Below are 21,861 nucleotides of genomic sequence, written 5' to 3' on the forward strand. Positions count from 1 at the left end.
CTGTATAGGAAAACACACGAAAATCATTTAAAATAGGTAGTAAATTGAAGTTACAAGGGGATAAATGTAAATGGCTGAAACGGCAATGCAACCAGGATTACAACAAAATGAATTACTGAACAAAATTACTGCTTTATATTCATATACAAAGGGTCATCATGATGAGCAGACGGCTGAAAGGGCAAAGGATCTTGCGAGAAAGCTAAAAGACCAGGAATTCGCCATTGCCTTTTGCGGTCATTTTTCCGCAGGGAAATCGAGCATGATTAACAAACTTGCTGGAGAGGACCTCCTTCCGTCATCACCAATCCCAACCAGTGCCAATCTGGTAAAGGTTAAATCCGGTGAAGAGGATTATGCAAAAGTGATTTTTAAGGAAGGGAAGCCGAGGCTGTATCCTGCACCATATGATTACGGGCAAGTAAAGTCTTATTGCAAGGATGGCGATTTGATCCAATCCATTGAAATCAGCCATTCCAAAACAAGTTTGCCAAAAAAGGCTGTCATTATGGATACGCCGGGAATCGATTCAACGGATGATGCGCATAGAATCGCTACAGAATCTGCTTTGCACTTGGCTGATTTGGTTTTTTATGTAATGGATTATAACCATGTTCAATCCGAATTGAATTTCCTTTTTACAAAAGAACTGACTGCGGCAGGCAAAGAAGTTTATCTAGTCATCAATCAAATAGATAAACACCGTGATGAAGAACTAAGCTTTGCACACTTCAAAGAAAGTGTGAAAGACTCTTTTGGTTCATGGGGAGTGAAGCCTGCACGGATCTTCTATACCTCTTTAAAAGATGAAGACCATAAAGAAAACGAGTTTTACCCGCTGCAGAATTTTATTAATGAGAGCATCGCGAACCGTGAAGCACTCCTGCCTGTTTCCGTCTTCAATTCCTTGAAGAAACTTGCTGAGGATCATCTTAAATTTTTGAATGAATCAAATGCACCAGAAAAAGAGAAATGGGAAGAAAAACTGGCTGAACTTGGCCAGCAGGAACGAGAACAGCTGCCCGCAAAATTGTCGAATTTAGAAACTGAATTAACAAGGCTGAAAACTTCAATACATACAGCAGACATCGAAGTTAGGGACAAAATCGATGAGATCCTGAAAAATGCTTATTTAATGCCTTTCCAGACTAGAGAACTGGCTGAGTCTTACTTAGAGTCCCGCCAGCCGGAGTTTAAAGTCGGTCTTTTTTTCAGCAGACAGAAAACAGAGCAGGAAAGACAGGCAAGACTTGAACGTTTTTATCAGGACTTTTCCGAGAAAGTAAAGGCTCAATTAGAATGGCATTTAAAAGAGCTCTTTCTGCAGCAATTTAAACAGCATGATATTCACGATCCTGGATTATTGGCACAGGCTCAGCGCTTTGAAATGAAATTTGAGCCGGAACTTTTAGCCGAAACGGTGAAGACTGGTGCCATGGTTTCAGGCGATTATGTTTTGCAGTATACCAATGATACGGCAGATGCTGTTAAAAGAATAGCTAAGAACAGCGCAGCCATTTTAATAGAAGCACTGCTGGCTGCCTTAGAGGATAAAATAAGCCATGAGCAATCAAAGCTAGAGGATGATCTCCTCCAGCTGAAAAATTATGCCGAAGCATTCAATGCGTTAAGTTCTATTAGAAAAAAACTCCAAACAGCAGAGAACCAAATGCAGGCATACCTTGCAGGAGAGTATTCTCAGGAAGCGTTTCAAGAGAAAGCCGAGGTTCTAGTTGCAGAGCATGTTGAAGAAGCAGAGGTTGTTTTCCTGCAAGAAGGGCAGGATGGGAAAGAAGAACAGTTAAAGGAGTCAGTGCACAATGAAGAACCGCCAGCAGCTGAAGATCCTGTACCTTCCATTTCTGTGCAGCCAGTTATTGAAAAGCTTAACTTCACTGCTCAGGCTGTTAAGGATCTTCCAGGCTTTAGAAAGCTTGCCGCAGACTTGGCTGGGAAAGCATCAAGGCTTGAGAGCAAAGAATTCACGGTGGCACTTTTCGGAGCTTTCAGTGCAGGAAAATCTTCCTTTGCAAATGCTTTAATCGGCGAAAAGCTGCTGCCTGTTTCCCCTAACCCGACAACAGCCGCAATTAATAAAATAAAGCCTATTTCCGGTGAGAATACACACGGAACTGTTCTTGTAAAGGTCAAGGATTCCGAATCTCTTTTCAATGATGTAAATCATTCTTTAAGAGTCTTTGATTATACAGCCAGCAGTTTTGACGATGCTGCTGCGGCTATAAAAAAAATAACAGGTGCCAACCAGGGGTTTGATGCGAATGAAAAGACACATTTTGCCTTTCTAAATGCTTTTTTGCGTGGATTTCATTTTTTCCGTGAATTACTTGGGAGCACAATTAAAGCTAACCTTGAAGAATTTAAGGACTATGTGGCTAATGAGGAAAAATCATGCTTCGTTGAAACGATTGAAGTTTATTATGATTGTGAATTGACTAGGCAGGGAATCACACTTGTTGATACACCTGGTGCGGATTCCATCAATGCAAGACATACTGGCGTTGCGTTTGAATATATAAAAAACTCGGATGCAATTCTGTTTGTAACCTATTATAATCATGCCTTCTCCAAAGCGGACAGGGAGTTTCTTATTCAGTTGGGACGTGTGAAAGATACCTTTGCCCTCGATAAAATGTTTTTTATAGTCAATGCCATTGACCTGGCAAGTAATGAGGAAGAGAAAGAGTCAGTGCTTGATTATGTGGAAGACCAATTGGTGCAGTATGGTATTCGCCGACCTCATTTATTTGGCATATCCAGCCTTCAAGCTCTGTCAGAAAAAATGGATAAAAACAAAGAAGAAAAGTCAAATATCAGCTCTTTTGAGAAAAGCTTTTATTCGTTTATCAATCAGGATTTGCTGAACATCTCCATTACATCCGCAGAAACAGAATGGAAACGCTTATTAGGCCAGTTAAGAGCTTATATTTCCTCTTCCCAGGAAAACAAGGATGTAAGGGTTCAAAAGCTGAAGATGCTGAAAGATGAGCATAAAACAATTTCTGATCTTATACGCAAACAGAAACCTGAATTGCTGTCTCAAAGTCTTGAGCAGGAAACAGATGAGCTTGTTTTTTATATCAAGCAAAGAGTATTTTTGCGTTTTGGAGATTTTGTCAAGGAGGCTTTCAACCCGTCACTTTTAAAGGACGACGGCCGTAATTTAAAGAAGATGCTAAAAGCAGCGCTTGATGATTTTCTTGCCAGCTTCGGATTTGATTTTGCCCAGGAGCTCCGTGCAACAACCTTAAGGCTGGAAACCTATATTTCCAAGCTGCTGGGACAGCAGCAGGAGTCCATTGCGAAATCAGCAGCTAATGTGAACAGTGATTTGTCTTATAGTTTATATGAGCCATCCGCTTTGGATGGAATAGAATTTGAATCTGCTTTTTCAAACGAGGATTACGCTCAATTTAAAAAAGCCTTATCACATTTTAAAAATCCGAAATCATTCTTTGAGAAAAATGAGCGGAAACAGTTGGCGGATGAGCTTGAGAAAAACTTGCAGGAACCGGCTGACCGATATTTGCAGGCTGAAAGTGCAAGGTTGAAATTCCATTACAACAGCCTTTTGACAACAGAATTTGAGCGTTTGCTCGATTCTCTTATTGAGCAGACAAATGAATACTACGAAGGTATCACGGCGGCTCTAAAAGATGATTTCCCAATTGAGGAACTGAAGGAAATTGAGAGGAAAATTGCACAAAACGAGAAATAATTTTCGAAAGGTTGCTGCATTTCACATGGAAAAATGGCTGCGCGCTATAGAAGAAAAATATCATATCGATATCCTTTTTGCATGTGAAGCAGGGAGCAGAGCGTGGGGTACTGATGATGCGGGATCAGACTATGATATCCGCTTCATATTTAAACACAGGGACATAAAATCCTACCTTTCCCTTGAACGTGCAAAGGAGGTTATAGATTTAGATGATCCTTTTGATGCGCATGGCTGGGATATTTTCAAAGCGCTTGACCTGATGAAAAAATCTAATCCAAGCATTTATGAATGGACATACTCACCCATTTTATACAGGGACAAGTGTCAATTTTCTGTAAAGCTAAAGAGAATAGTAGAAAATGATTTTTCAAAATATAAATTATTTCAGCATTACCTTCAGCTTCTGTCCCGTAATTTAAAGGAAGCTGCCAAGAAAGAAGCAATCACAGAGAAAAAGCAGAAGTTGCTTATCCAGGCAGTGAGAGCTTTTTTAATCGCCAGACAGATACTCGCTGCTGAACATTTGAATGGTCATTTTCTTTATAGAAGACTTTTTCTAATAAAGGAAGAAAGTAATTTCACTCATTTTTACCGGGAGCTTGCAGAAGAAAAACAGAATAAACGTCTTATTAATGGAGATTATGCTGACACTATGATTGGCAGACTGGAGAAAGAAAAAGAGGCAATGGTAGCAGCTGCTGAAAAATTGAATAAAGGCAGCAGCCAGGTAACGTTCCTCAATGGATGGCTTTGGGAGCTGCTTGGGATATAGGCAAAATGTCTGAAACCGAAAAAGGGAGAGCTATGGAGAAGAATTCTTTTCATGCTTGCGCCACCTGTATTAACTTCAAAACTCAAAAGCGCAAAGATGGAATGTATTATTTTTGCAGCAGGCTTGGCTATGAAACAAAACCTGACTTTCAATTTAACTGCTGGACTCCAAAGGAACATGTAGTCGGGCTGATGAAAAAAAGAAAAGGGGACAATCTGGGATGAAGTATGTAATCGAAAAGGAATGGCTATTAAACAAACTTAATGATTCAAATGTAAGAATTGCAGATTGCCGGTTTAAACTCGGTTCTCCTGAAGAGGGCCACAGCTTATATTCTTTAAATCATATTCCAAATGCGGTTTATTTTGACCTTGAGAAAGATCTTTCAGGCAAGGTAAAAGAGCACGGAGGAAGGCATCCACTGCCAGAGCTGGAGCAGCTTAAACATGCACTTGAGAAGGCGGGAATCAGCCGGGAAACAACAGTTGTTGCCTATGATGGAGGGGAAGGGGCTTTTGCTTCACGGTTTTGGTGGCTGCTCCGCTATTTGGGACATGAAAAAGTCTATATCTTAAACGGCGGATATAAAGAATGGATTAACGGCGAATATCCCGTAAGTAATGAAATACCAAGCTATGAACCTGCTATTTTTACCATTGAGCTCCAGCAAGGTATCCTTGCTCCTTATGAAGAGGTTAAAAGTCAGTCAGAAAACTACGGCGGAGCAGTATTAATCGATTCAAGAGAAGCGAAACGCTACTTGGGGCTTGAAGAGCCAATCGACAAAAAAGCAGGCCACATTCCAGGGGCAATCAACAAAGTTTGGCTTGAGGCTTATGAAAATGGCAGATTTAAAGAAATTCAAGACCAGGAGAAAAGGTTTGCAGAAATCGACAAAAACAAGCCGGTTATTGTCTATTGCGGATCAGGAGTCACTGCAGCACCAAACTTTCTTGCTTTGATTGAAGCCGGATATAGCAATGTAAAATTATATTCAGGAAGCTTTAGTGACTGGATATCATATGAGGATAATGAGATAGAAACTGTCGAAAAATAGAGAAATCCCTTTTAAAAAAGGGATTTTTTTACTGTAGAAAATATTATATAATTTAAAAGGTTTAATAGATTCAGATTATTGGAGGTCTTAAATGAATACTTCAGGTTATACGATAACAAAAAAGCAAAAAACTGATATTAATCAAATACTGGTAACCATCGCCATAATACTTATTCTTTCTGCCATCTTTGTTCCCATTTTTTTGCTCTCCCCATTCCAGGCACAGTTTTATAGACCAACTGGAACATGGGTATTCGAAGCGCCTAAATCCGCTTACTTAACATTTAGTTTTGCACTGGTAGCGATAGCGGTTTTTATGATTGCAGGGGTCTGGCTTCACAGCGCAGAAAAGTTCGGCAAGCTTTGGAAAATGGTTGTCGGCATTGGATTTATTGCTTCGCTGGCCACATTAATACTTAGCTTTGACTATTACCATTACATCGATAAAAACGGAGTTCACTTTAATCCATTGTTCAGTTTGGAGGAGAAGCACTATAAGTGGACAGAAATTAAACAAGCGAGGCAAACGGTCAAAAATGAAATGGGCATAATGTCAGATGATAAACTGATTTTTACGTTTAATGACGGAACAAGCTACTCCTATCTTTTGAATGATAATATCCGCAAGGCTAGAATCGCGACATATTTTGAACTTGAAGAGCATGGTGTTGAATTGATTAGGGAAACGGAATAGTATTGTAAAACTTTTCAAGAGAATGTGGGTGTTTCCCATGTTATAATAGTAGTTACGATTATAACCGGGAGGCGAAGAAATGAACGAAAACAAACCTTCACTGCTGCTTGTTGACGGGATGGCGCTTTTATTCAGAGCTTATTTTGCCACCGCTGTCTCCGGCCAATTTATGATAAATTCTAAAGGAATTCCTACAAATGGAGTCTACGGCTTTGTAAAACACTTCTTAACAGCAGTTTCTTCTTTCAGCCCTACTCACGTGGCTGTCTGCTGGGATATGGGAAGCAAAACATTCCGGACAGAAATGTTTAATGGATATAAAGCAAACCGACCAGAAGCTCCAATTGAGCTTGTGCCTCAATTTGATCTTGTAAAGGATGTTGTCGAAGCTTTCGATGTTCCAAATATCGGGTTAGAAGGGTATGAAGCTGATGATTGCATCGGAACGATCGCAAAAAAAGCAAGCCAGGAAGCAGAAGTGCTAATCCTTACTGGAGACCAGGATATCCTGCAGCTTTTGGATGATAATATTTCTGTTATTTTATTGCAAAAGGGATACGGAAATTACCTGGTTCATACAAGCGAAACCTTCTATGAAGAAAAAGGCATTACACCAAAGCAGATGATCGACTTAAAAGCTTTCATGGGTGATACTAGCGATAACTATCCTGGTGTAAAAGGGATTGGCGAAAAAACAGCATTAAAGCTCCTTCAGCAGTATGAGCATATTGAAGGCGTCCTTGAAAACCTGGAGCAGCTGACAAAAGGTCAGCGCACTAAAATTGAACAGGATCTTGAGATGCTCCACCTGAGCAGACAGCTTGCAGAAATAAAATGCGATGTTCCTGTTGAATGTCCACTGGACCTTGCCCAATTTACTATTAACCGAGAAAAGGTAATCGAAAAATTCACCGAAATTGAATTTCGCGGACTTCACCGATTTCTTGATCTGAAAAAAGAATATGCTTAATATGGGAACTCCAGGCAGCAGGCCTGGAGTTTTTGTTTTGGATGTGCCAGGCAAGGGGAAGCTAGTGAGATAGGATAATGCGTATAAGCAGATTAAAGTTGTACAAGAAAACTAAGGTTACAGTAAGCAAAAACTGCGTTAGGGAGTGACCGGGTACAAATCGAAAATCATCGAGTGCAAAAGGAAGGAAAAACCTCGCGTGTAAACAGCGAGCCAGCATCAGTATTGGTCACACATAATCCACCGAACAAAAGCCGCCTTCTCAAGGCGGCCTCTTCTGCATTATTTTGTATTTTTCTTTTTCGCAGCATTCTCAAGCTTGCTCTTCGGCTCTTCTGCGAATTCTGCATCCTGCCCGTATCCTTGAGGGTTTACACCCGGAGCTTTTTTTCCTCTGTTTGTATGTCCATTTTTGCTCAAGTGGGTTCACCTCCTTTAAAAAATCATTGCCGATTTTGATAACCTTATTATTGTTTAAGTCTTTGTGTTTTAATCATTTCCATGAAGGGTACAAATTAGCAACTGATGCTATACGCATTTATGCTGGTTTATTTCACAATAAAAAGATGCTCTAATCAGCATTCTCTGGAGGAATAATAACAACCTGCATACTTCACAATATAAAAGAGGTGAGTCTGAAATGAATAAAGGAGTTTATATAGCTCTGTTAAGTATAGGATTGGCTCAGGGGCTGAAGATTCCCATCCATTATGTTAAAGAAGGAGAGCTTCGTCCGGATTTATTTTTCCAGACAGGCGGAATGCCGAGTTCCCATTCGGCAGGTGTTTCTTCCTTAACTACTTTTATTGCATTAAAGCGGGGAGTTCCGACTGTTGATTTTGCTCTCTCGCTTGTATACGGTTTGATCGTTATGTATGATGCACAGGGAATCAGGCGCCAGACTGGTGAGCTTACATTAAAGGTAAACAGCCTTGGCGAGCTTGTTGATAAGATTCACAAAGATGAGACAGTAAAGTTTGAAGAGGAAGGTCCAAAGAAGCTAAAGGAGATGCTCGGCCATCAGCCTGCCGAGGTTTTAGGAGGAGCTCTTCTGGGAGTGCTTACAGGTACGCTTGGCTATCTTCTTACAAAGAAAAAATAAATAGTCGCAACATATCGTTGGCCGCCGTCAATCCACTTTCCAAAGATGGACAACCCCTGCCTGCTTCCTGCAGAAAAAGGTAGATAATTGTCGAAAATTCAGGTAAGATTTAGGAGAAAGCAAAGGGAGCAGGGGAAGAGGGTAAGGTTTTTGTGAAGACAGTTGAAGAATATTTGCACTTTTTGCAAAGTAAAGGTTTTCAATTACGTGAAGACGCAATTGGCTTTATTTACTTTGGCAAAAATTACACAAATGCTTCAGATGAGCTTGCAAATGCAGCTATTGAATTAACATTAAAAGCACAGAAATCATTTGACGGAAGTTTCTATGTATCATTACTGGAAACACTGGTTTCCAATGAAATCAGCAGCAGGCGTGAAGCAATAAAGTTTGTAAAAGAAAAATCAATAATTTAAAAAGGCGTGTCCACTTGAGAACACGCCTTTTGCTTTGATTCCAATCAGGAGGCAGCTTTTTTCTTTAAGGTGAAAAAATTTTTCTTGGCAGGGATTTCTGCAAAAATCATTCCCGCAAAAATAAGCAGACAGCCAATCACTGCACTATACGATAGCCTTTCATTTGCCCATATAAAACCGGTTGCAGCTGCAAAAACTGGTTCCATTGCAAAAATTAGTGCAACTCTTGTTGGGGTTGTATATTTTTGAAAAGTTGTCTGTGCAAAGAAAGCAATGGCTGTTGCAAAAAGCGAAGTCACAATGAGAGCTCCCAGCACATTAGATTTAAACAAAATATCAGGCTGAAATGCCTGTTGCCAGTTCTCTGTGAAAAGCGCAAAAATCATCGATAACAGAGCTACAGTTGCTACCTGGATGACAGTCAACAGCAGGGCAGGATATTTGCTGCTGTATTTGCCTGTGAAGATAATATGAAGGGCAAAACCGACAGCACATATAAATACAAATGCATCTCCAATATTCAGCGAGACTTTATCTGTCATTGTCAGCAGGTACAGTCCTGCGGTGGCAATTGAGACACCTGCAACGGCATTAATACCCGGCTTGATTTTTATAAGCATGAAAGAGAATACGGGAACCATCACCACGCTTAAACCGGTTATGAAACCAGCTTTTGATGAAGTAGTATACAGCAGCCCCACTGTCTGGAAAGCGTAGCCTACAAATAAAAAAAGGCCCATAATAACCCCTGAAGCCATCAGTTTCTTATTTAGCAGCTTCAGCTGTTTTTTTTCGAAAAGGATGAGCCATCCTCCGAGCAGAAGGGCTGCAAGGAAAAAACGCACACCATTAAAGGAGAATGGTTCTAAAAAAGCAATAGCATTTTGCACCAGCACAAAGGTGGATCCCCAAACCAAGGCAACGAGCAAAAGGCTTATATCAGCGAATATTGTAGATCTGTTCATTATTTATCTTGCCCTTTCATTTTATTGTCCCGGATGGCTGCCCGGGCTAATTCATCAGCTGCTTTATTATCCGAACTCGGCACCCATTTCATAAAAAATAATTCAAATTGTCTCGTAAGATTCAATGCTTCTTCAAGCAGGGGGGCAAATTTTTTATTTTTCACAAACTCCTTTTCGACAGCACGATTGACAAGCTGTGAGTCTGTACGGAAGGATACAACTTTATAGCCCTTTTCTATACATATTTCCAGGGCCTTTAAAAATGCACAGTATTCTGCTTCATGATTCTCCATTTCACCCAATGGAATCGAGTAGCGCTGGACTTCTCCGTTATTTTTTATAAAAATACCTGCACCGCTTGGACCAGGGTTTCCGGCACTGGCTCCATCTATATATACTTCAATCATTGCTATGCCTCCCGACTTTTCATGGGTAATGTGTTAAGAGAGTTATGCTGCTCTTTATTTAACACTGCAACAGGGTAAACTAAAAGTAGTTTATCATAAAAATCCGTTATATAGCAGAAAAAGGATACCATTTTGGGCATCCTTTAATCATTTGCTCTTATTTTACCGGAAACCGTTTGGCTATATATCCAAATGGGGTATCAAGTATAGCTATCAAAAATTTTAGGATATACGTCGTGAAGAATATTTGAATCCAATCCTCCATCGGAAATACGCCAAGGAAAGCAATACTGGTAAAAATTAGCGTATCTAATAATTGGCTTATCATGGTGCTGCCATTATTCCGTATCCAGAATTGGTTTTCTTTTGGGAATTTCTTTTTTAAATAGGTAAAGATATAAACATCGGTCAGTTGGCTGACTAAATAGGCAGCCAGGCTTCCTGCCGCAATGCGGGGGAGGATGGAAAAAATGGTGCTAAGAGCATCCTGGGCAAAATCAGTTTCATGCGGTTTAAACATTAGGACCATCTGCATAATGAGGGTCATGGCCAAGAGTGTAAAGAAACCAAGCCAAACTGCTTTTTTTGCTTCGTCTTTGCCGTAATTTTCATTCAGAATATCCGTAACTAAAAAAGCAGTTCCGTACATGGCATTCCCCAGCGTAGCAGTAAGGCCAAACATTTCAACCGTTTTAACTACCTGAAGATTGGCCATTACCGTCGAAAAACCAATCCAAACAAACAAGCCTGTTTTTCCAAAAAGGCGGTAAATGACAAGAACTAATATAAAATTGACAAGTGCAAAGAATAATCCAAACCATTCATTAAACATCGTTTTCCTCCTAGTTTTGATAAAGCGGGAGTTCCGGAACCGCAATGTCTATTTGATTGTCATTGACCATTATACCTTGTAATATACTCAGTTAGTACAAGATTGAGTTAAGTATAAGAAATTCGGCTATTGCAAACAGTTCTAATAAAGGTGACCAGCTAAAAAAATACAGAAAGGCTGAAAATAAATGAAATATAAAGTGGAATGGAAATATAAACTAAAAGGGAATGAAGATGTTCATTTTGCTTCAGACTGGATCAACGGGGAATTGGCTTTGCAGGTGGGAGAAGATATTGAAAGGTCTGGCAAAGGAAAAGACATTATCTACTATGATGAAATTGGCACTTCATGGAGCACCAAGGAAATGCGGAAGCTGTTGACGGAAGTAGAAGAGGATCCGCATGATATTACCGTATTTTTTGACGGCGGATTTAATAAAGATACAAATCAGGCAGGACTTGGAGCAGTGATTTACTTTAAACAGGGCAAAAAGAAATACCGTGTAAGAGCAAATGAGCTTTTTGATGAAATGGATAATAATAATGAAGCAGAATATGCTGCCATTTATTTTACAGTAAACCTTCTTGAAGAGATGGGTGTTCATCATATGACCTGTGAGTTCAAGGGTGATTCTCAGGTGGTACTAAAACAGCTTGAAGGTGAATGGCCTTGTTATGAAGAAAACCTTAATCGCTGGCTTGATCGGATTGAAGAAAAGATTAAAAAGCTTGGAATTCTGCCAAGATATACTCCCATTCCGCGTAACGAGAACAAAGAAGCGGATAAGTTGGCCAGCCAGGCACTCCAAGGGAAATTCATTAACAGCAGAATGCAGGTCATATAATTGGAAACAAGGAAGGCGTGAAAAATTTGAGCAGAAAGGAAATATTCAATGAAGTGGAGGAGCTGATGGCCAACTTTTGCAAAGGCTGTTTTCTTCACAAACACCACAAAGAGGAAAAGGGGCGCAGATACGCTCATCGATTTTGCATATCTGAATGCACGGTAGGCGAAAAAATTAAATCAATCGGAAGTAAGCTGAACTGACTTCTGGGCGGTTTGCGGACAAAATAAAAGGCTGGCAGATGCCAGCCTTATTACTGTTATATTTGAATTATAGTTTTACAACGTTTGCAGCTTGAGGTCCGCGATTTCCTTCAACGATTTCGAAAGAAACTTCTTGGCCTTCTTCTAAAGATTTGAAACCGTCGCCTTGGATAGCAGTGAAGTGTACGAATACATCGTCTCCGCCTTCAACTTCGATGAAACCGAAACCTTTTTCGTTATTGAACCATTTTACTTTACCGTTTTGCATGTTTAATTTTCCTCCTAAGCCTTTCAAGACACTTTGGTGCCTTAGATGAATATTACCACCTAACAAAACATAGAGCAGATATTTTTTGAAATAACGGAAATATATTCTGTTAAATGATGATTATAATATACACGAATGGGCACTTTCCGTCAAGGAATACAAGCGTATTTTTACAAAAAACAATAAAATATTTTAAATATTTAAAAATATGTAATCAATTTTTAGGATTTCAATATTTTAGCAATGTTTAGATATCATATTTAAGTGTTTCTTTCATATTTATTATTAATTATATTGTTTTTAAAGGGTGAGGATATGTACCGGTTTTCCATTGAGAAACAGGATTGGATCTTGAGGTTTTCACCCAATATCCAAATTGAAGCGGAAGAAAAGCAGGCAATAATCAGTTCAATCCTTCAGCTTGGCAGTGAGCTCCCTTTTTTTCCGCATGGAGATTCATTTATCATTATGAATGACCAATTAGGCATCATTGTATTTAATGTTGAAAAAATCCCATCAATGATATTGACTGTCTCCAACATTGTCACAGAAAATAAATGGTACATCCAGAAGAACCTTACTATAAAACCGTATAAAAAAGAAGGATGATCGGCGAAAGCCGATTTTTTTCTGGAAGTAATCCTTAACATTAGGAAAAGGTTACAAGTCCCGATTCTTTCGCATTATGCAAACGCTTTCCTTGATGGAATTCACTCAGCAGGGAATCGCAGCGGAAATGGATTATCCTGATACAATGGGCACGTATAAAGATCCAGTGGTAATAAGCTTTGTACTGAAAAGATAAGCAGCGTAAGGAGAATCCTTCAAGGGCTTAAGTTTTGAAAAATTTTTCCCCTGTAATAGTATTATTGCTCTCTTTGCTAATTTTTTAAGTTAATATTAAAATAGATATCTATATTTTGTTCTATTAAGCAAGGGAGCTAAATTATGAAACTGATTATCGCGGAGAAACCCGACCAGGGATTAACGCTGGCTTCTATTTTTAAAATGAAGAAATATCAGGGATATATTGAAATCTTCCCAAATGATATATTTCCCCAGGGGGCGTATGTAACCTGGGCTGTAGGGCACCTTTGTCAGCTTTCTTCTCCTGAGAAATATGATAGGGAATGGAAAAAATGGTCTCTTAACGCATTGCCTATAATCCCTGAGCAGTTCCAATACGAAGTCACAAAAGATAAAGCAAAACAATTTAATATTATAAAACAGCTTCTCTCGAATCCGAGTTTGGCTGAAGTCATCCATGCGGGAGATGCAGGACGTGAGGGTGAGCTTATTATCAGAAATATCCTAAGGCTGACCGGATCGAGAGTGCCAATGAAAAGACTGTGGATCTCTTCATTAACTCCTAAAGCAATCAGGGAAGGGTTTCTAGCTCTTCTTGATGAAAGCGATACGCGGAATCTTTATTATGAAGCCTATACGAGAGCGTGTGCTGACTGGGTGGTTGGAATGAATGCTTCGCGCCTGTATAGCCTGCTTCTTCAGCAGCAGGGCTTCTCAGATGTTTTTTCAGTAGGAAGGGTTCAGACTCCAACACTTGCCTTAATTGTAAAAAGAGAACATGAGATTCTTAATTTTGTATCCGAACCATTTTGGGAGGTTACAGCCCAATTTAATATGGATGGAAAAAAATATACGGGCAAGTGGGAAAATGATGGCGAAACACGAATTAAAACAAAGGAGCTCGCCGAAAGAATAGCGGCTTTTTGCCAGAATAAAGATGCTCAAGTAAATGATGTCCAGGCAGAAAAGAAAGAGTTCCTGCCTCCGATGCTCTATAACTTATCTGCATTGCAGGCAGAAGCCAACCGTCGATTTAAATTCCCCCCAAAAAAGACGCTTGACGTCTTGCAAAAGCTTTATCAAAAAGGCTTTGTATCCTATCCTCGTTCCGATTCTAGGCATGTGACAGAGGGGGAAGCGGAAATGTTCCCTGAAATTCTCAGGAAAATGGAAGCGAAGGAAGAGTACAGGGATTTATTTCCTCTGCCTGTAAGCTCGATTATGCAAAATAAACGTTATGTAAATGATAAAAAGGTAACAGACCATTATGCAATCATTCCGACCGAACAAGTCCCCGATCTGCAAAAGTTATCATCGGATGAAAAAATTCTTTATGACCTTATCACGAGGAGCTTAATTGCTGCCCATTATGGAAAAGCTGTAACCGAATATACAACTATTAAAACCCTAGTTGATGGCAGAGCTTTGTTTTTATCAAAAGGAAAGGTCCAGCTGGAAGAAGGCTGGCGAAAAGTGATACCGCAGCAGGAGAAGGAAAATGAGCCTGTTCTGCCTTCATTGCAGGCAGGTGATAATGGTACCGTGGTTAAGGCTAATGTTAAAGAAAGCAAAACACAGCCGCCAAAGCGCTATACAGAAGGACAGCTAATTACGCTTATGAAAACAGCTGGAAAGCAAATCGAAGACAAAGAACTCGAAAAAGTATTAATGAAAACAGAAGGTCTGGGAACAGAAGCTACAAGGGCCGGAATTATTACGATGCTTAAAGACCGCAAATATATTGATATAAAAAAGAACCTGGTCTATGCAAATCCTAAAGCAAAAATCCTGATAGAAGCCATTGGCTCTGAAATTCTGGCTTCCCCAGAGATGACAGCAAAATGGGAGCAGAGGCTGAAGGATATATCAGATGGGGCAGCTTCGCCAAAACAATTCATGGACCAAACGAATAAAATGGTTACCCACCTCATTGACTCCTCTGTTAACAATGCAGGAAAATGGACATTCTCTGAAGAAGATAAAGAGGGCTTTACTCCAGGTAAGTTCAAACAAAAAAGGGCTGTTAATTTGGGGCAATGCAAGCTGTGCGATGGAAAAGTTGTTGATAAAGGCAGTTTTTACGGCTGCTCTAATTACAATAAAACCAAATGTGGTTTTACTATTTCCAAAAAAATTATGGGCAAGGGAATTACCCAAAAAATTCTTAAGCAGCTGCTAAAAGATGGAGAGACAGAATTAGTGGAAGGCTTTTCTAGCAAAGGAAAAGATAAAACCTTTTCTGCCAAATTATCATGGGATGGACAGGAAAATAGAATTAAATTTATCTTCCCGCAAAAGGCCTAAATTTGGCTATATGTGACATATTGCCTTGTCTCCCTTTCGCAACTGTAGTAAAATCGTTAAAGCCTTATATTTATTAGGTTATGTTAAAGTTACATTGATATGGCACCCTGTGTTAATTGAAGCGGAAATCAACACACGTTTTACAGAGCCATTTCTTAAAGAGATATGTAATGGTTGAAAGTTTACAGGGCGCTCTGCGCTTTTCTAATACAATATGAAAGTGAACTTAGAACTTCGAAAACTGTCTAGCTCCAGCGCCTACCCCCTCGAGGTCACAAGCCAATCCTCCCAGAAAGGCAAAGAACGCCTTCCCGGGAGGCTCGTCTTGTGCTTGTCGGGGGTGGGCAAGGCGCTTGCGCTTTTCTCAGTGGCAGGAGGTTGCGAAATGCCAACACCGAGTATGGAAGATTATATTGAACAGATATATATGTTAATTGAAGATAAGGGATATGCCCGGGTTTCCGATATTGCCGAGGCCTTGTCGGTACATCCTTCTTCTGTAACAAAAATGGTACAAAAGCTTGATAAAGATGAATATCTTGTATATGAAAAATACAGGGGGCTGATTTTGACGCCTAAAGGCAAAAAAATCGGCAAAAGACTTGTGTACCGCCATGAACTGCTGGAACAGCTCCTTCGCATAATCGGAGTAAAAGAAGAAAATATTTATGAGGATGTTGAAGGGATTGAACACCACCTGAGCTGGGATGCTATCGACCGGGTTGGTGATTTAGTGCAGTTCTTTGAAGAAGATGAGAACCGCATAGAAGTTTTGCGAGAGATTCAGAGGAAAAATGAAGATGAACAATAAAAACCTGACTGCTGTCAGGTTTTTTTCATTGACTATGTTAATGGGAGGATTGTTGAATTTTATAACCCTCTTGATTGGAATGGAAGGTACGCTTCTGCATTCGCATTTTCTTCGTGCCTTGTTAACTCTAGGATGGGGCTGATTCCACCTCCAGTGGGCAAGCTTAACAGAGCCTTTTCTGTTAGAGAAATGAGAACCCCCTAGTAGAAGCTTGGAAACTCATCAAACGAAGAAGAGGCAGCAGGGATCATGGACATAGTACCGTTCTCTTCTTCAGCTATATGTATGCCTTCAATTAACCCCTCTTCAGCCTCCTGTAAAGCTTTTCGATAAGATATGATCCTTCCTGCTGAGGTTTGGAAAGAAAGAATTTCGCCATTATGGTTTCGATGTACTGCTACGAGCTGTTCTCCGTTCATTGAATAACTCTCCTTTAATTGGTTTCTATCAATATTGTTGACGTTCCTGCTGTTTTATAATCAAAGGATTTTTCGCCGAAGCCAGCGAATTAAAAATACTGGGAACTTTTTATAAGACGAAACGTAAATAAAGTTACTGACGGAGGGGATAGAATGAAAACATTTAACTGGTCTGCAGAAGCTGAGAAGCTTTGGGATAAAAATTCGGAATCCTGGAATTCGAAAAGCCGAGAAATGTGGGAAGAAGGAAGCAGAAAAGATATTGTTTCCTTTTTTGAAAAGCATATAAACAAAGGTTCATGGGTGTGTGACCTTGGGTGCGGAGATGGCTATGGTTCTTATAAGCTCGCTTTGGCAGGTTATAATGTGACAGGAATCGATGTGTCGGAGGAAATGATACATAAAGCCAAAGCACTAAATGCTGATACCTGTGCTGAATTTACAAAAGGTGATATTTCCTGCCTATCCTTTGAGGAGAATTCGATTGATGCTGTTCTTGCTATCAATTCACTCGAATGGACAGAAAGCCCTCTTAATGTTTTGAGAGAAATGCAAAGAATTGTCACGCCAGAGGGAAGAGCATGCATCGGCATTCTTGGGCCTACAGCTGCTCCGCGTGTAAACAGCTACCGCCGCCTATATAACGAAAAAGTTATATGCAATACGATGATGCCATGGGAATTTGAGGCGCTTGCACAAGAAAACGGCTGGGTGAAAATTGATGAATTCGGTGTCTATAAAAAAGCATCAGAACAGCTGCCAAGAGGATCACTGCCAGTCAATTTAAAACAGTCATTGTCTTTTATGTGGGTCTTTATGCTGGAAAATAAGAAGCAGAAAGGAATGGGAGAAAAATGAGCCGTTACTCGATCGAAGAGTTTGTAAATCAGACTAAGCAGCAGGATAAAGGTGAAGGATTATTTGAATTGGAAACACCAAGAATGCTCGAGATCAATTTAACCAATCAAGTGTGGGCAAAAGCCGGAGGGATGGTTTCCTATCGCGGACAAATTAAGTTTGAGCGCGAAGGAATTCTGGAGCATGGATTAGGCAAAATGTTTAAAAAGGCGCTCACCGGAGAAGGTACATCTCTCATGAAAGCAACTGGTAATGGAAAGCTATATCTTGCAGATCAAGGGAAAAAAATATCTATCTTGAATCTCGATGGCGATTCTATTTTTGTAAACGGCAACGATCTGTTAGCATTTGAGCCTTCCATTAAATGGGATATTAAGCTGATGAGAAGGATGGCCGGAATGCTTGCGGGAGGCCTGTTCAATGTACGTTTGGAGGGTTCCGGAATGGTTGCCATTACCTCGCACTATGAACCGTTAACCTTGATGGTAACAGCGGATAACCCGGTGTACACAGACCCGAATGCTACGGTTGCCTGGTCAGGTGCATTGGAACCTGAATTTGTGACAGATATCTCATTTAAAACCTTTTTGGGCAGAGGGAGCGGTGAATCGATCCAAATGAAGTTTTCCGGAAACGGTTTCGTAGTAGTCCAGCCGTTTGAAGAAGTATACTACGCACAGCAGTCATAAGAAAAGCCGGTTTTGCGAGGGAAACCTCTTCAAAACCGGCCTTTTTGATATTAGCTAAACATGTTTTATTGTTTTATCCGTGTACAAATCAATTTTACCGCGAAATATCAACACCGGGAAATATCACGTATATCCGGAAAACCGCATATTTGCCATTGAAAATCCATCAGAGCACCAAACTCCCCGAACAAAAGCTCAGCAATGCGGGGCTCAAAATTAATCCCACTCGAAAGGGGTTTCCTGATAGACATAGTAGTTCAGCCAGTTAGAAAACAATAAATGAGCATGAGAGCGCCACTTGTTATAGGGTTCCCTGCCTGGGTCGTCATTGGGGAAGTAGTGTTTAGGAACAGGTACTTGCAGCCCTCTGCTTCTATCCCTTGTGTATTCTTCAGCAAGAGTTGCAGCTTCATATTCCAAATGACCGGTTATCATGATCTGTTTGCCGCCATTAGCACTCATAATGAAAGGGCCGGCTTCTTCAGAGGATGATAGCAGTTTTACTTCAGGGTGCTCGAGCAGTTCTTCTTTATAGACGTCAGTATGGCGTGAATGAGGAGCGAGGAAAATGTCATCGAATCCTCTTAGCAGCTTCTCGGTTCTGTCATGAACTTCATGCGCATAAATACCGGAGCATTTTTCAGGCAGCTCGTATTTGCCGATTCCGAAGTGGTAAAATAACGCTGCCTGTGCACCCCAGCAAATATGCAGGGTAGAGGTAACATTGGTTTTCGTCCACGCCATGATCTCGGTAAGTTCTTCCCAGTAATCTACATGCTCAAAGTCAAGGAGCTCTACAGGAGCGCCTGTAACAATCATACCGTCAAACTTTCGATTTTTAACCTTAGCAAAGGTTGTATAGAACTGCTCCAAATGCATCGGACTAGTATTTTTTGACTGATGTGTGGCAGTTTTTAAGAATGAGATGTTAACCTGAAGCGGAGTGTTGCCAAGAAGCCGCAGAAGGTGTGCTTCCGTTTTTTCCTTTTCTGGCATCAAATTTAAAATAAGAATATTTAAAGGACGGATATCCTGGTTTCTGGCACGGTCCTCATCCATCACGAAAATATTTTCTTCCTCTAAGATTTCCCTGGCCGGAAGCAGCTTAGGAATTTTAATTGGCAAGTGATCATCTCCCTGAGCAAAATTTCAATTAAACTTATTATAAAGACGATTCACAATTGTATCAATGCTTTAGTGTACGAAAATCTCAAAAATATCAAAAGTAACTGGCAATTATCCGACTAAGGAATGGTACAATATATCTGTAAGGAACCTATACATATTGGATTCTAGGGGGATACAAATGAATGTGAAACCGGTTGTGAAATCAGACATTGAAATCGCTCAAGCATCAACAATGAAACCTATTAAAGAAATCGCTGAAAAAATCGGGCTTCAGGATGATGATCTAGAGCTTTTCGGTAAGTATAAAGCGAAACTTTCATCAGAGGCTTTAAAAAAAATCAGGACGAATGAAAGCGGAAAAATAATCCTGGTCACTTCCATAAATCCTACACCTGCAGGGGAGGGGAAATCCACTGTAACGGTTGGTCTTGGTGACGCTTTTAACCGGCTAGGGAAAAAAGCAATGGTCGCCATGAGAGAACCTTCCCTGGGACCTACAATGGGAATTAAGGGAGGAGCAACCGGCGGCGGCTATTCGCAAGTCCTGCCAATGGAAGATATAAATCTTCACTTTACAGGTGACCTCCATGCCATAACAACAGCCAATAACGCGCTGGCGGCTCTGATCGATAACCATCTTCAGCAGGGGAATCAACTGAAAATCGATCAGAGAAGAATTGTATGGAAACGCGCACTTGACTTAAATGATAGAGCTTTACGCAAAATCGTAATCGGGCTGGGCGGTCCTGTGCAGGGTGTTCCGCGCGAGGATGGCTTTGATATTACCGTTGCTTCTGAAATTATGGCGGTTTTATGCCTTGCATCCGATCTTAAGAACTTAAAAGAAAGACTCGGAAAAATGGTCATTGCCTATAATTATGAAAAGCAGCCGGTTACAGTTGCTGAGCTTGGTGTGGAAGGCGCCCTAACCTTGCTTCTAAAAGAAGCGGTTAAACCGAATCTGGTCCAAACAATCGAGCATACGCCAGCATTAATCCATGGCGGCCCGTTTGCAAATATTGCACATGGATGCAACAGTGTCATTGCCACGACTGCAGCATCCAAGCTAGCTGACTATGTAGTGACAGAAGCCGGCTTTGGCGCTGATCTTGGTGCTGAAAAGTTTCTTAATATCAAAGCCAGAACAGAAGGAATAGACCCGGAAGCGGTAGTCATTGTAGCTACCATAAGGGCCTTGAAAATGCATGGCGGTGTGGCAAAGACTGAGCTGAGCAGAGAAGATACAAAAGCCCTTACTGCAGGATTCTCGAATTTAAAGAAGCATGTTGAGACCATTGAAAGCTTTGGGCTGCCTTACGTTGTGGCCATTAATCGATTTATTTCCGACAGCGAAAATGAAGTGAATACACTTAAGGATTTATGCAATCAGTCCGGCATTCCTATTGCGCTGACAGAGGTTTGGGAAAAAGGCGGGGAAGGCGGCATCGAGCTTGCAGGCAAGCTGCTGGAAATTTTAGAAGAAAAAGAGGCACAATTCAATCACTTATATGAACTTTCGCTTCCGATTGAAGAAAAAATCCAAACGATTGCCCAGAAAGTTTATGGTGCAGATAAAGTTGAGTACTCATCTAAAGCTAAAAAGCAAATCAGTGATTTTGAAAGCTTTGGCTGGGGCTGTCTGCCGATTTGTATGGCTAAAACGCAGTATTCCCTATCCGATGATCCCGCAAAGCTGGGAAGGCCGTCCAATTTTACAATCACTATCAGGGAGCTCAAGCCTTCCATCGGGGCTGGATTTATTGTCGCCCTTACCGGAGATGTCATGACAATGCCTGGGCTGCCTAAAGCTCCTGCAGCCATGAATATGGACGTGGATGATGACGGTAATGCACTTGGTTTATTTTAAGAAGGTTTGTACTTGGTAACTGTCTAGCTACAGCGTCTACCCCATCAAGTTGTCGGGGTTACCAAGTCGCTTGCGGCTTTTTTGTAAGGGAGGTTCTGCACATGTTTGACCCTACAGCGTTTGAAAATATGAAGGTTGTGTTGGATGGCGGCTTTTATGATCGGGATCTTAGCGGTGAGATTAGAATCATTGACCGAAATGATGTCTTAAACTCTGCAAAAATGTCCCGTAGTTATGAGGTAGCCTTTAAAGAAAATGTTGAAGGACATGACGGTATTACCTGTACTTTTACTATGGAGGCTGGGCTCAAAAATCTGGCTGCTGAGCTTTTGCCTGAAGCACAATCAGAAAAGCTGGCAGGGTGTAAAGTATATGTAAAGTTTACAATTAAGCAAAAAAATGACTTAAAGCTCTTTCAAGAAACGCGTGAAATTTTGAGAGATATTTGGGGAAGAGAGCGAAGCATAATACAGATTGCAAAATTCAATCCGGAGGAGATGGATAATCAGATTGAAGCGGAATCTGTTGTACATTTCAACCGCCTGATATATGAAGAACAAATTGATGATCTTAGCGATATGATTGCCTATATGATTACTTCCTTGCAGGCTCTGAGAAACATTAGGTTTTCATAATTCCAGCTGGTTTTTAATAAAATAGCAAATAGCGTCTTGCTCATAAAGGGAGCGAGGCGTTTTTTTATTAAAAT

At 40.6% G+C, this 21,861-nt stretch carries 24 protein-coding genes; 17 read left to right on the forward strand and 7 right to left on the reverse strand.

The features are described 5' to 3' along the window. The first annotated feature begins 70 nt into the window (after positions 1–70). The 6 genes from AC3ZVC_RS12485 to AC3ZVC_RS12510 all read left to right on the forward strand — a co-directional run bounded on the left by AC3ZVC_RS12485 (position 71) and on the right by AC3ZVC_RS12510 (position 7,232). Entirely contained in the window at positions 71–3,736 is a 3,666-nt protein-coding gene (locus AC3ZVC_RS12485; RefSeq protein WP_490063595.1) for a dynamin family protein, read from the forward strand. A 25-nt stretch (positions 3,737–3,761) separates the two neighbouring features. Beyond that, the gene (locus tag AC3ZVC_RS12490) at positions 3,762–4,511 is read left to right on the forward strand and encodes a nucleotidyltransferase domain-containing protein (protein WP_490063596.1); all 750 of its coding nucleotides are present in this window, start codon (positions 3,762–3,764) and stop codon (positions 4,509–4,511) included. Positions 4,512–4,516: 5 nt separating this feature from the next. Then, positions 4,517–4,735: a hypothetical protein gene (locus tag AC3ZVC_RS12495; protein WP_490063597.1), complete on the forward strand. Its 219-nt coding sequence runs from the start codon at positions 4,517–4,519 to the stop codon at positions 4,733–4,735. Continuing rightward, positions 4,732–5,568, forward strand: coding sequence for a sulfurtransferase (locus tag AC3ZVC_RS12500; RefSeq protein WP_490063598.1), 837 nt, complete (start codon positions 4,732–4,734; stop codon positions 5,566–5,568). The genes AC3ZVC_RS12495 and AC3ZVC_RS12500 overlap by 4 nt, the downstream gene beginning before the upstream one ends. Before the next feature lie 91 nt (positions 5,569–5,659). Then, entirely contained in the window at positions 5,660–6,262 is a 603-nt protein-coding gene (locus tag AC3ZVC_RS12505) for a hypothetical protein (RefSeq protein ID WP_490063599.1), read from the forward strand. 79 nt (positions 6,263–6,341) lie between these two features. Further along, positions 6,342–7,232 carry a 5'-3' exonuclease gene (locus AC3ZVC_RS12510; RefSeq protein WP_490063600.1) on the forward strand — a complete coding sequence of 297 codons (891 nt, stop codon included), beginning with the start codon at positions 6,342–6,344 and terminating at the stop codon, positions 7,230–7,232. 282 nt (positions 7,233–7,514) lie between these two features. Here AC3ZVC_RS12510 and sspL read toward each other — a convergent pair whose 3' ends face one another. Then, on the reverse strand, positions 7,515–7,652 hold the full coding sequence (gene sspL / locus AC3ZVC_RS12515) for a small, acid-soluble spore protein L (protein WP_026581140.1): 138 nt from the start codon (positions 7,650–7,652) through the stop codon (positions 7,515–7,517). A 220-nt stretch (positions 7,653–7,872) separates the two neighbouring features. Between sspL and AC3ZVC_RS12520 the strand changes: the two genes are divergently transcribed. Further along, positions 7,873–8,334: a divergent PAP2 family protein gene (locus AC3ZVC_RS12520; RefSeq protein WP_110064153.1), complete on the forward strand. Its 462-nt coding sequence runs from the start codon at positions 7,873–7,875 to the stop codon at positions 8,332–8,334. A 152-nt stretch (positions 8,335–8,486) separates the two neighbouring features. Next, positions 8,487–8,750 (forward strand): DUF6123 family protein, encoded by a 264-nt coding sequence (locus AC3ZVC_RS12525; protein ID WP_490063601.1) that lies wholly within the window; start codon positions 8,487–8,489, stop codon positions 8,748–8,750. A 44-nt stretch (positions 8,751–8,794) separates the two neighbouring features. On the opposite strand, the gene AC3ZVC_RS12530 is transcribed toward AC3ZVC_RS12525, so the two are convergent. The 3 genes from AC3ZVC_RS12530 to AC3ZVC_RS12540 all read right to left on the reverse strand — a co-directional run bounded on the left by AC3ZVC_RS12530 (position 8,795) and on the right by AC3ZVC_RS12540 (position 10,954). Further along, positions 8,795–9,715, reverse strand: coding sequence for a DMT family transporter (locus AC3ZVC_RS12530; protein ID WP_490063602.1), 921 nt, complete (start codon positions 9,713–9,715; stop codon positions 8,795–8,797). Further along, entirely contained in the window at positions 9,715–10,122 is a 408-nt protein-coding gene (locus AC3ZVC_RS12535) for a reverse transcriptase-like protein (protein ID WP_490063603.1), read from the reverse strand. Before AC3ZVC_RS12535 ends, AC3ZVC_RS12530 begins: the two co-directional genes overlap by 1 nt. A gap of 157 nt (positions 10,123–10,279) precedes the next feature. Further along, positions 10,280–10,954, reverse strand: a complete 675-nt coding sequence (locus AC3ZVC_RS12540; protein WP_490063604.1) for a queuosine precursor transporter — start codon at positions 10,952–10,954, stop codon at positions 10,280–10,282. Positions 10,955–11,141: 187 nt separating this feature from the next. Between AC3ZVC_RS12540 and AC3ZVC_RS12545 the strand changes: the two genes are divergently transcribed. Continuing rightward, positions 11,142–11,798 carry a ribonuclease H family protein gene (locus AC3ZVC_RS12545; RefSeq protein ID WP_490063605.1) on the forward strand — a complete coding sequence of 219 codons (657 nt, stop codon included), beginning with the start codon at positions 11,142–11,144 and terminating at the stop codon, positions 11,796–11,798. Between the two features lie 26 nt (positions 11,799–11,824). Next, positions 11,825–12,001, forward strand: coding sequence for a zinc-finger domain-containing protein (locus AC3ZVC_RS12550; RefSeq protein WP_490063606.1), 177 nt, complete (start codon positions 11,825–11,827; stop codon positions 11,999–12,001). Positions 12,002–12,068: 67 nt separating this feature from the next. On the opposite strand, the gene cspD is transcribed toward AC3ZVC_RS12550, so the two are convergent. Continuing rightward, positions 12,069–12,269 (reverse strand): cold-shock protein CspD, encoded by a 201-nt coding sequence (gene cspD, locus AC3ZVC_RS12555; RefSeq protein WP_009791749.1) that lies wholly within the window; start codon positions 12,267–12,269, stop codon positions 12,069–12,071. 315 nt (positions 12,270–12,584) lie between these two features. On the opposite strand from cspD, the gene AC3ZVC_RS12560 reads away from it, so the two are divergent. The 3 genes from AC3ZVC_RS12560 (at position 12,585) to mntR (ending at position 16,191) form a co-directional block, all read left to right on the forward strand. Beyond that, positions 12,585–12,878, forward strand: coding sequence for a hypothetical protein (locus tag AC3ZVC_RS12560; protein ID WP_490063607.1), 294 nt, complete (start codon positions 12,585–12,587; stop codon positions 12,876–12,878). A gap of 339 nt (positions 12,879–13,217) precedes the next feature. Continuing rightward, positions 13,218–15,380: a DNA topoisomerase III gene (locus AC3ZVC_RS12565; protein ID WP_490063608.1), complete on the forward strand. Its 2,163-nt coding sequence runs from the start codon at positions 13,218–13,220 to the stop codon at positions 15,378–15,380. 385 nt (positions 15,381–15,765) lie between these two features. Beyond that, the gene (gene mntR / locus AC3ZVC_RS12570) at positions 15,766–16,191 is read left to right on the forward strand and encodes a transcriptional regulator MntR (RefSeq protein ID WP_214727341.1); all 426 of its coding nucleotides are present in this window, start codon (positions 15,766–15,768) and stop codon (positions 16,189–16,191) included. 200 nt (positions 16,192–16,391) lie between these two features. Here mntR and AC3ZVC_RS12575 read toward each other — a convergent pair whose 3' ends face one another. Beyond that, the gene (locus AC3ZVC_RS12575) at positions 16,392–16,610 is read right to left on the reverse strand and encodes a DUF3892 domain-containing protein (RefSeq protein ID WP_490063609.1); all 219 of its coding nucleotides are present in this window, start codon (positions 16,608–16,610) and stop codon (positions 16,392–16,394) included. Positions 16,611–16,763: 153 nt separating this feature from the next. On the opposite strand from AC3ZVC_RS12575, the gene AC3ZVC_RS12580 reads away from it, so the two are divergent. Together AC3ZVC_RS12580 and AC3ZVC_RS12585 are read left to right on the forward strand one after the other, a co-directional pair. Continuing rightward, entirely contained in the window at positions 16,764–17,468 is a 705-nt protein-coding gene (locus AC3ZVC_RS12580) for a class I SAM-dependent methyltransferase (RefSeq protein ID WP_490063610.1), read from the forward strand. Then, positions 17,465–18,157 (forward strand): AIM24 family protein, encoded by a 693-nt coding sequence (locus AC3ZVC_RS12585; protein WP_490063611.1) that lies wholly within the window; start codon positions 17,465–17,467, stop codon positions 18,155–18,157. Before AC3ZVC_RS12580 ends, AC3ZVC_RS12585 begins: the two co-directional genes overlap by 4 nt. 216 nt (positions 18,158–18,373) lie before the next feature. On the opposite strand, the gene metA is transcribed toward AC3ZVC_RS12585, so the two are convergent. Further along, on the reverse strand, positions 18,374–19,282 hold the full coding sequence (gene metA / locus AC3ZVC_RS12590) for a homoserine O-acetyltransferase MetA (RefSeq protein ID WP_490063612.1): 909 nt from the start codon (positions 19,280–19,282) through the stop codon (positions 18,374–18,376). A 181-nt stretch (positions 19,283–19,463) separates the two neighbouring features. Between metA and AC3ZVC_RS12595 the strand changes: the two genes are divergently transcribed. After that, the gene (locus AC3ZVC_RS12595; RefSeq protein ID WP_490063613.1) at positions 19,464–21,152 is read left to right on the forward strand and encodes a formate--tetrahydrofolate ligase; all 1,689 of its coding nucleotides are present in this window, start codon (positions 19,464–19,466) and stop codon (positions 21,150–21,152) included. 101 nt (positions 21,153–21,253) lie between these two features. Continuing rightward, entirely contained in the window at positions 21,254–21,787 is a 534-nt protein-coding gene (locus AC3ZVC_RS12600) for a hypothetical protein (RefSeq protein ID WP_490063614.1), read from the forward strand. Positions 21,788–21,861: the final 74 nt, after the last annotated feature.

Source organism: Cytobacillus sp. C11.1 (assembly GCF_058145115.1).

Bases quoted from the DNA above. Each gene is read 5' to 3' on its own strand.
- AC3ZVC_RS12485 (WP_490063595.1), top strand. From the start codon at position 71: ATGGCTGAAACGGCAATGCAACCAGGATTACAACAAAATGAATTACTG.
- AC3ZVC_RS12490 (WP_490063596.1), top strand. From the start codon at position 3,762: ATGGAAAAATGGCTGCGCGCTATAGAAGAAAAATATCATATCGATATC.
- AC3ZVC_RS12495 (WP_490063597.1), top strand. From the start codon at position 4,517: ATGTCTGAAACCGAAAAAGGGAGAGCTATGGAGAAGAATTCTTTTCAT.
- AC3ZVC_RS12500 (WP_490063598.1), top strand. From the start codon at position 4,732: ATGAAGTATGTAATCGAAAAGGAATGGCTATTAAACAAACTTAATGAT.
- AC3ZVC_RS12505 (WP_490063599.1), top strand. From the start codon at position 5,660: ATGAATACTTCAGGTTATACGATAACAAAAAAGCAAAAAACTGATATT.
- AC3ZVC_RS12510 (WP_490063600.1), top strand. From the start codon at position 6,342: ATGAACGAAAACAAACCTTCACTGCTGCTTGTTGACGGGATGGCGCTT.
- AC3ZVC_RS12520 (WP_110064153.1), top strand. From the start codon at position 7,873: ATGAATAAAGGAGTTTATATAGCTCTGTTAAGTATAGGATTGGCTCAG.
- AC3ZVC_RS12530 (WP_490063602.1), bottom strand. From the start codon at position 9,715: ATGAACAGATCTACAATATTCGCTGATATAAGCCTTTTGCTCGTTGCC.
- AC3ZVC_RS12535 (WP_490063603.1), bottom strand. From the start codon at position 10,122: ATGATTGAAGTATATATAGATGGAGCCAGTGCCGGAAACCCTGGTCCA.
- AC3ZVC_RS12540 (WP_490063604.1), bottom strand. From the start codon at position 10,954: ATGTTTAATGAATGGTTTGGATTATTCTTTGCACTTGTCAATTTTATA.
- AC3ZVC_RS12545 (WP_490063605.1), top strand. From the start codon at position 11,142: ATGAAATATAAAGTGGAATGGAAATATAAACTAAAAGGGAATGAAGAT.
- cspD (WP_009791749.1), bottom strand. From the start codon at position 12,269: ATGCAAAACGGTAAAGTAAAATGGTTCAATAACGAAAAAGGTTTCGGT.
- AC3ZVC_RS12560 (WP_490063607.1), top strand. From the start codon at position 12,585: ATGTACCGGTTTTCCATTGAGAAACAGGATTGGATCTTGAGGTTTTCA.
- AC3ZVC_RS12565 (WP_490063608.1), top strand. From the start codon at position 13,218: ATGAAACTGATTATCGCGGAGAAACCCGACCAGGGATTAACGCTGGCT.
- mntR (WP_214727341.1), top strand. From the start codon at position 15,766: ATGCCAACACCGAGTATGGAAGATTATATTGAACAGATATATATGTTA.
- AC3ZVC_RS12575 (WP_490063609.1), bottom strand. From the start codon at position 16,610: ATGAACGGAGAACAGCTCGTAGCAGTACATCGAAACCATAATGGCGAA.
- AC3ZVC_RS12580 (WP_490063610.1), top strand. From the start codon at position 16,764: ATGAAAACATTTAACTGGTCTGCAGAAGCTGAGAAGCTTTGGGATAAA.
- AC3ZVC_RS12585 (WP_490063611.1), top strand. From the start codon at position 17,465: ATGAGCCGTTACTCGATCGAAGAGTTTGTAAATCAGACTAAGCAGCAG.
- AC3ZVC_RS12595 (WP_490063613.1), top strand. From the start codon at position 19,464: ATGAATGTGAAACCGGTTGTGAAATCAGACATTGAAATCGCTCAAGCA.
- AC3ZVC_RS12600 (WP_490063614.1), top strand. From the start codon at position 21,254: ATGTTTGACCCTACAGCGTTTGAAAATATGAAGGTTGTGTTGGATGGC.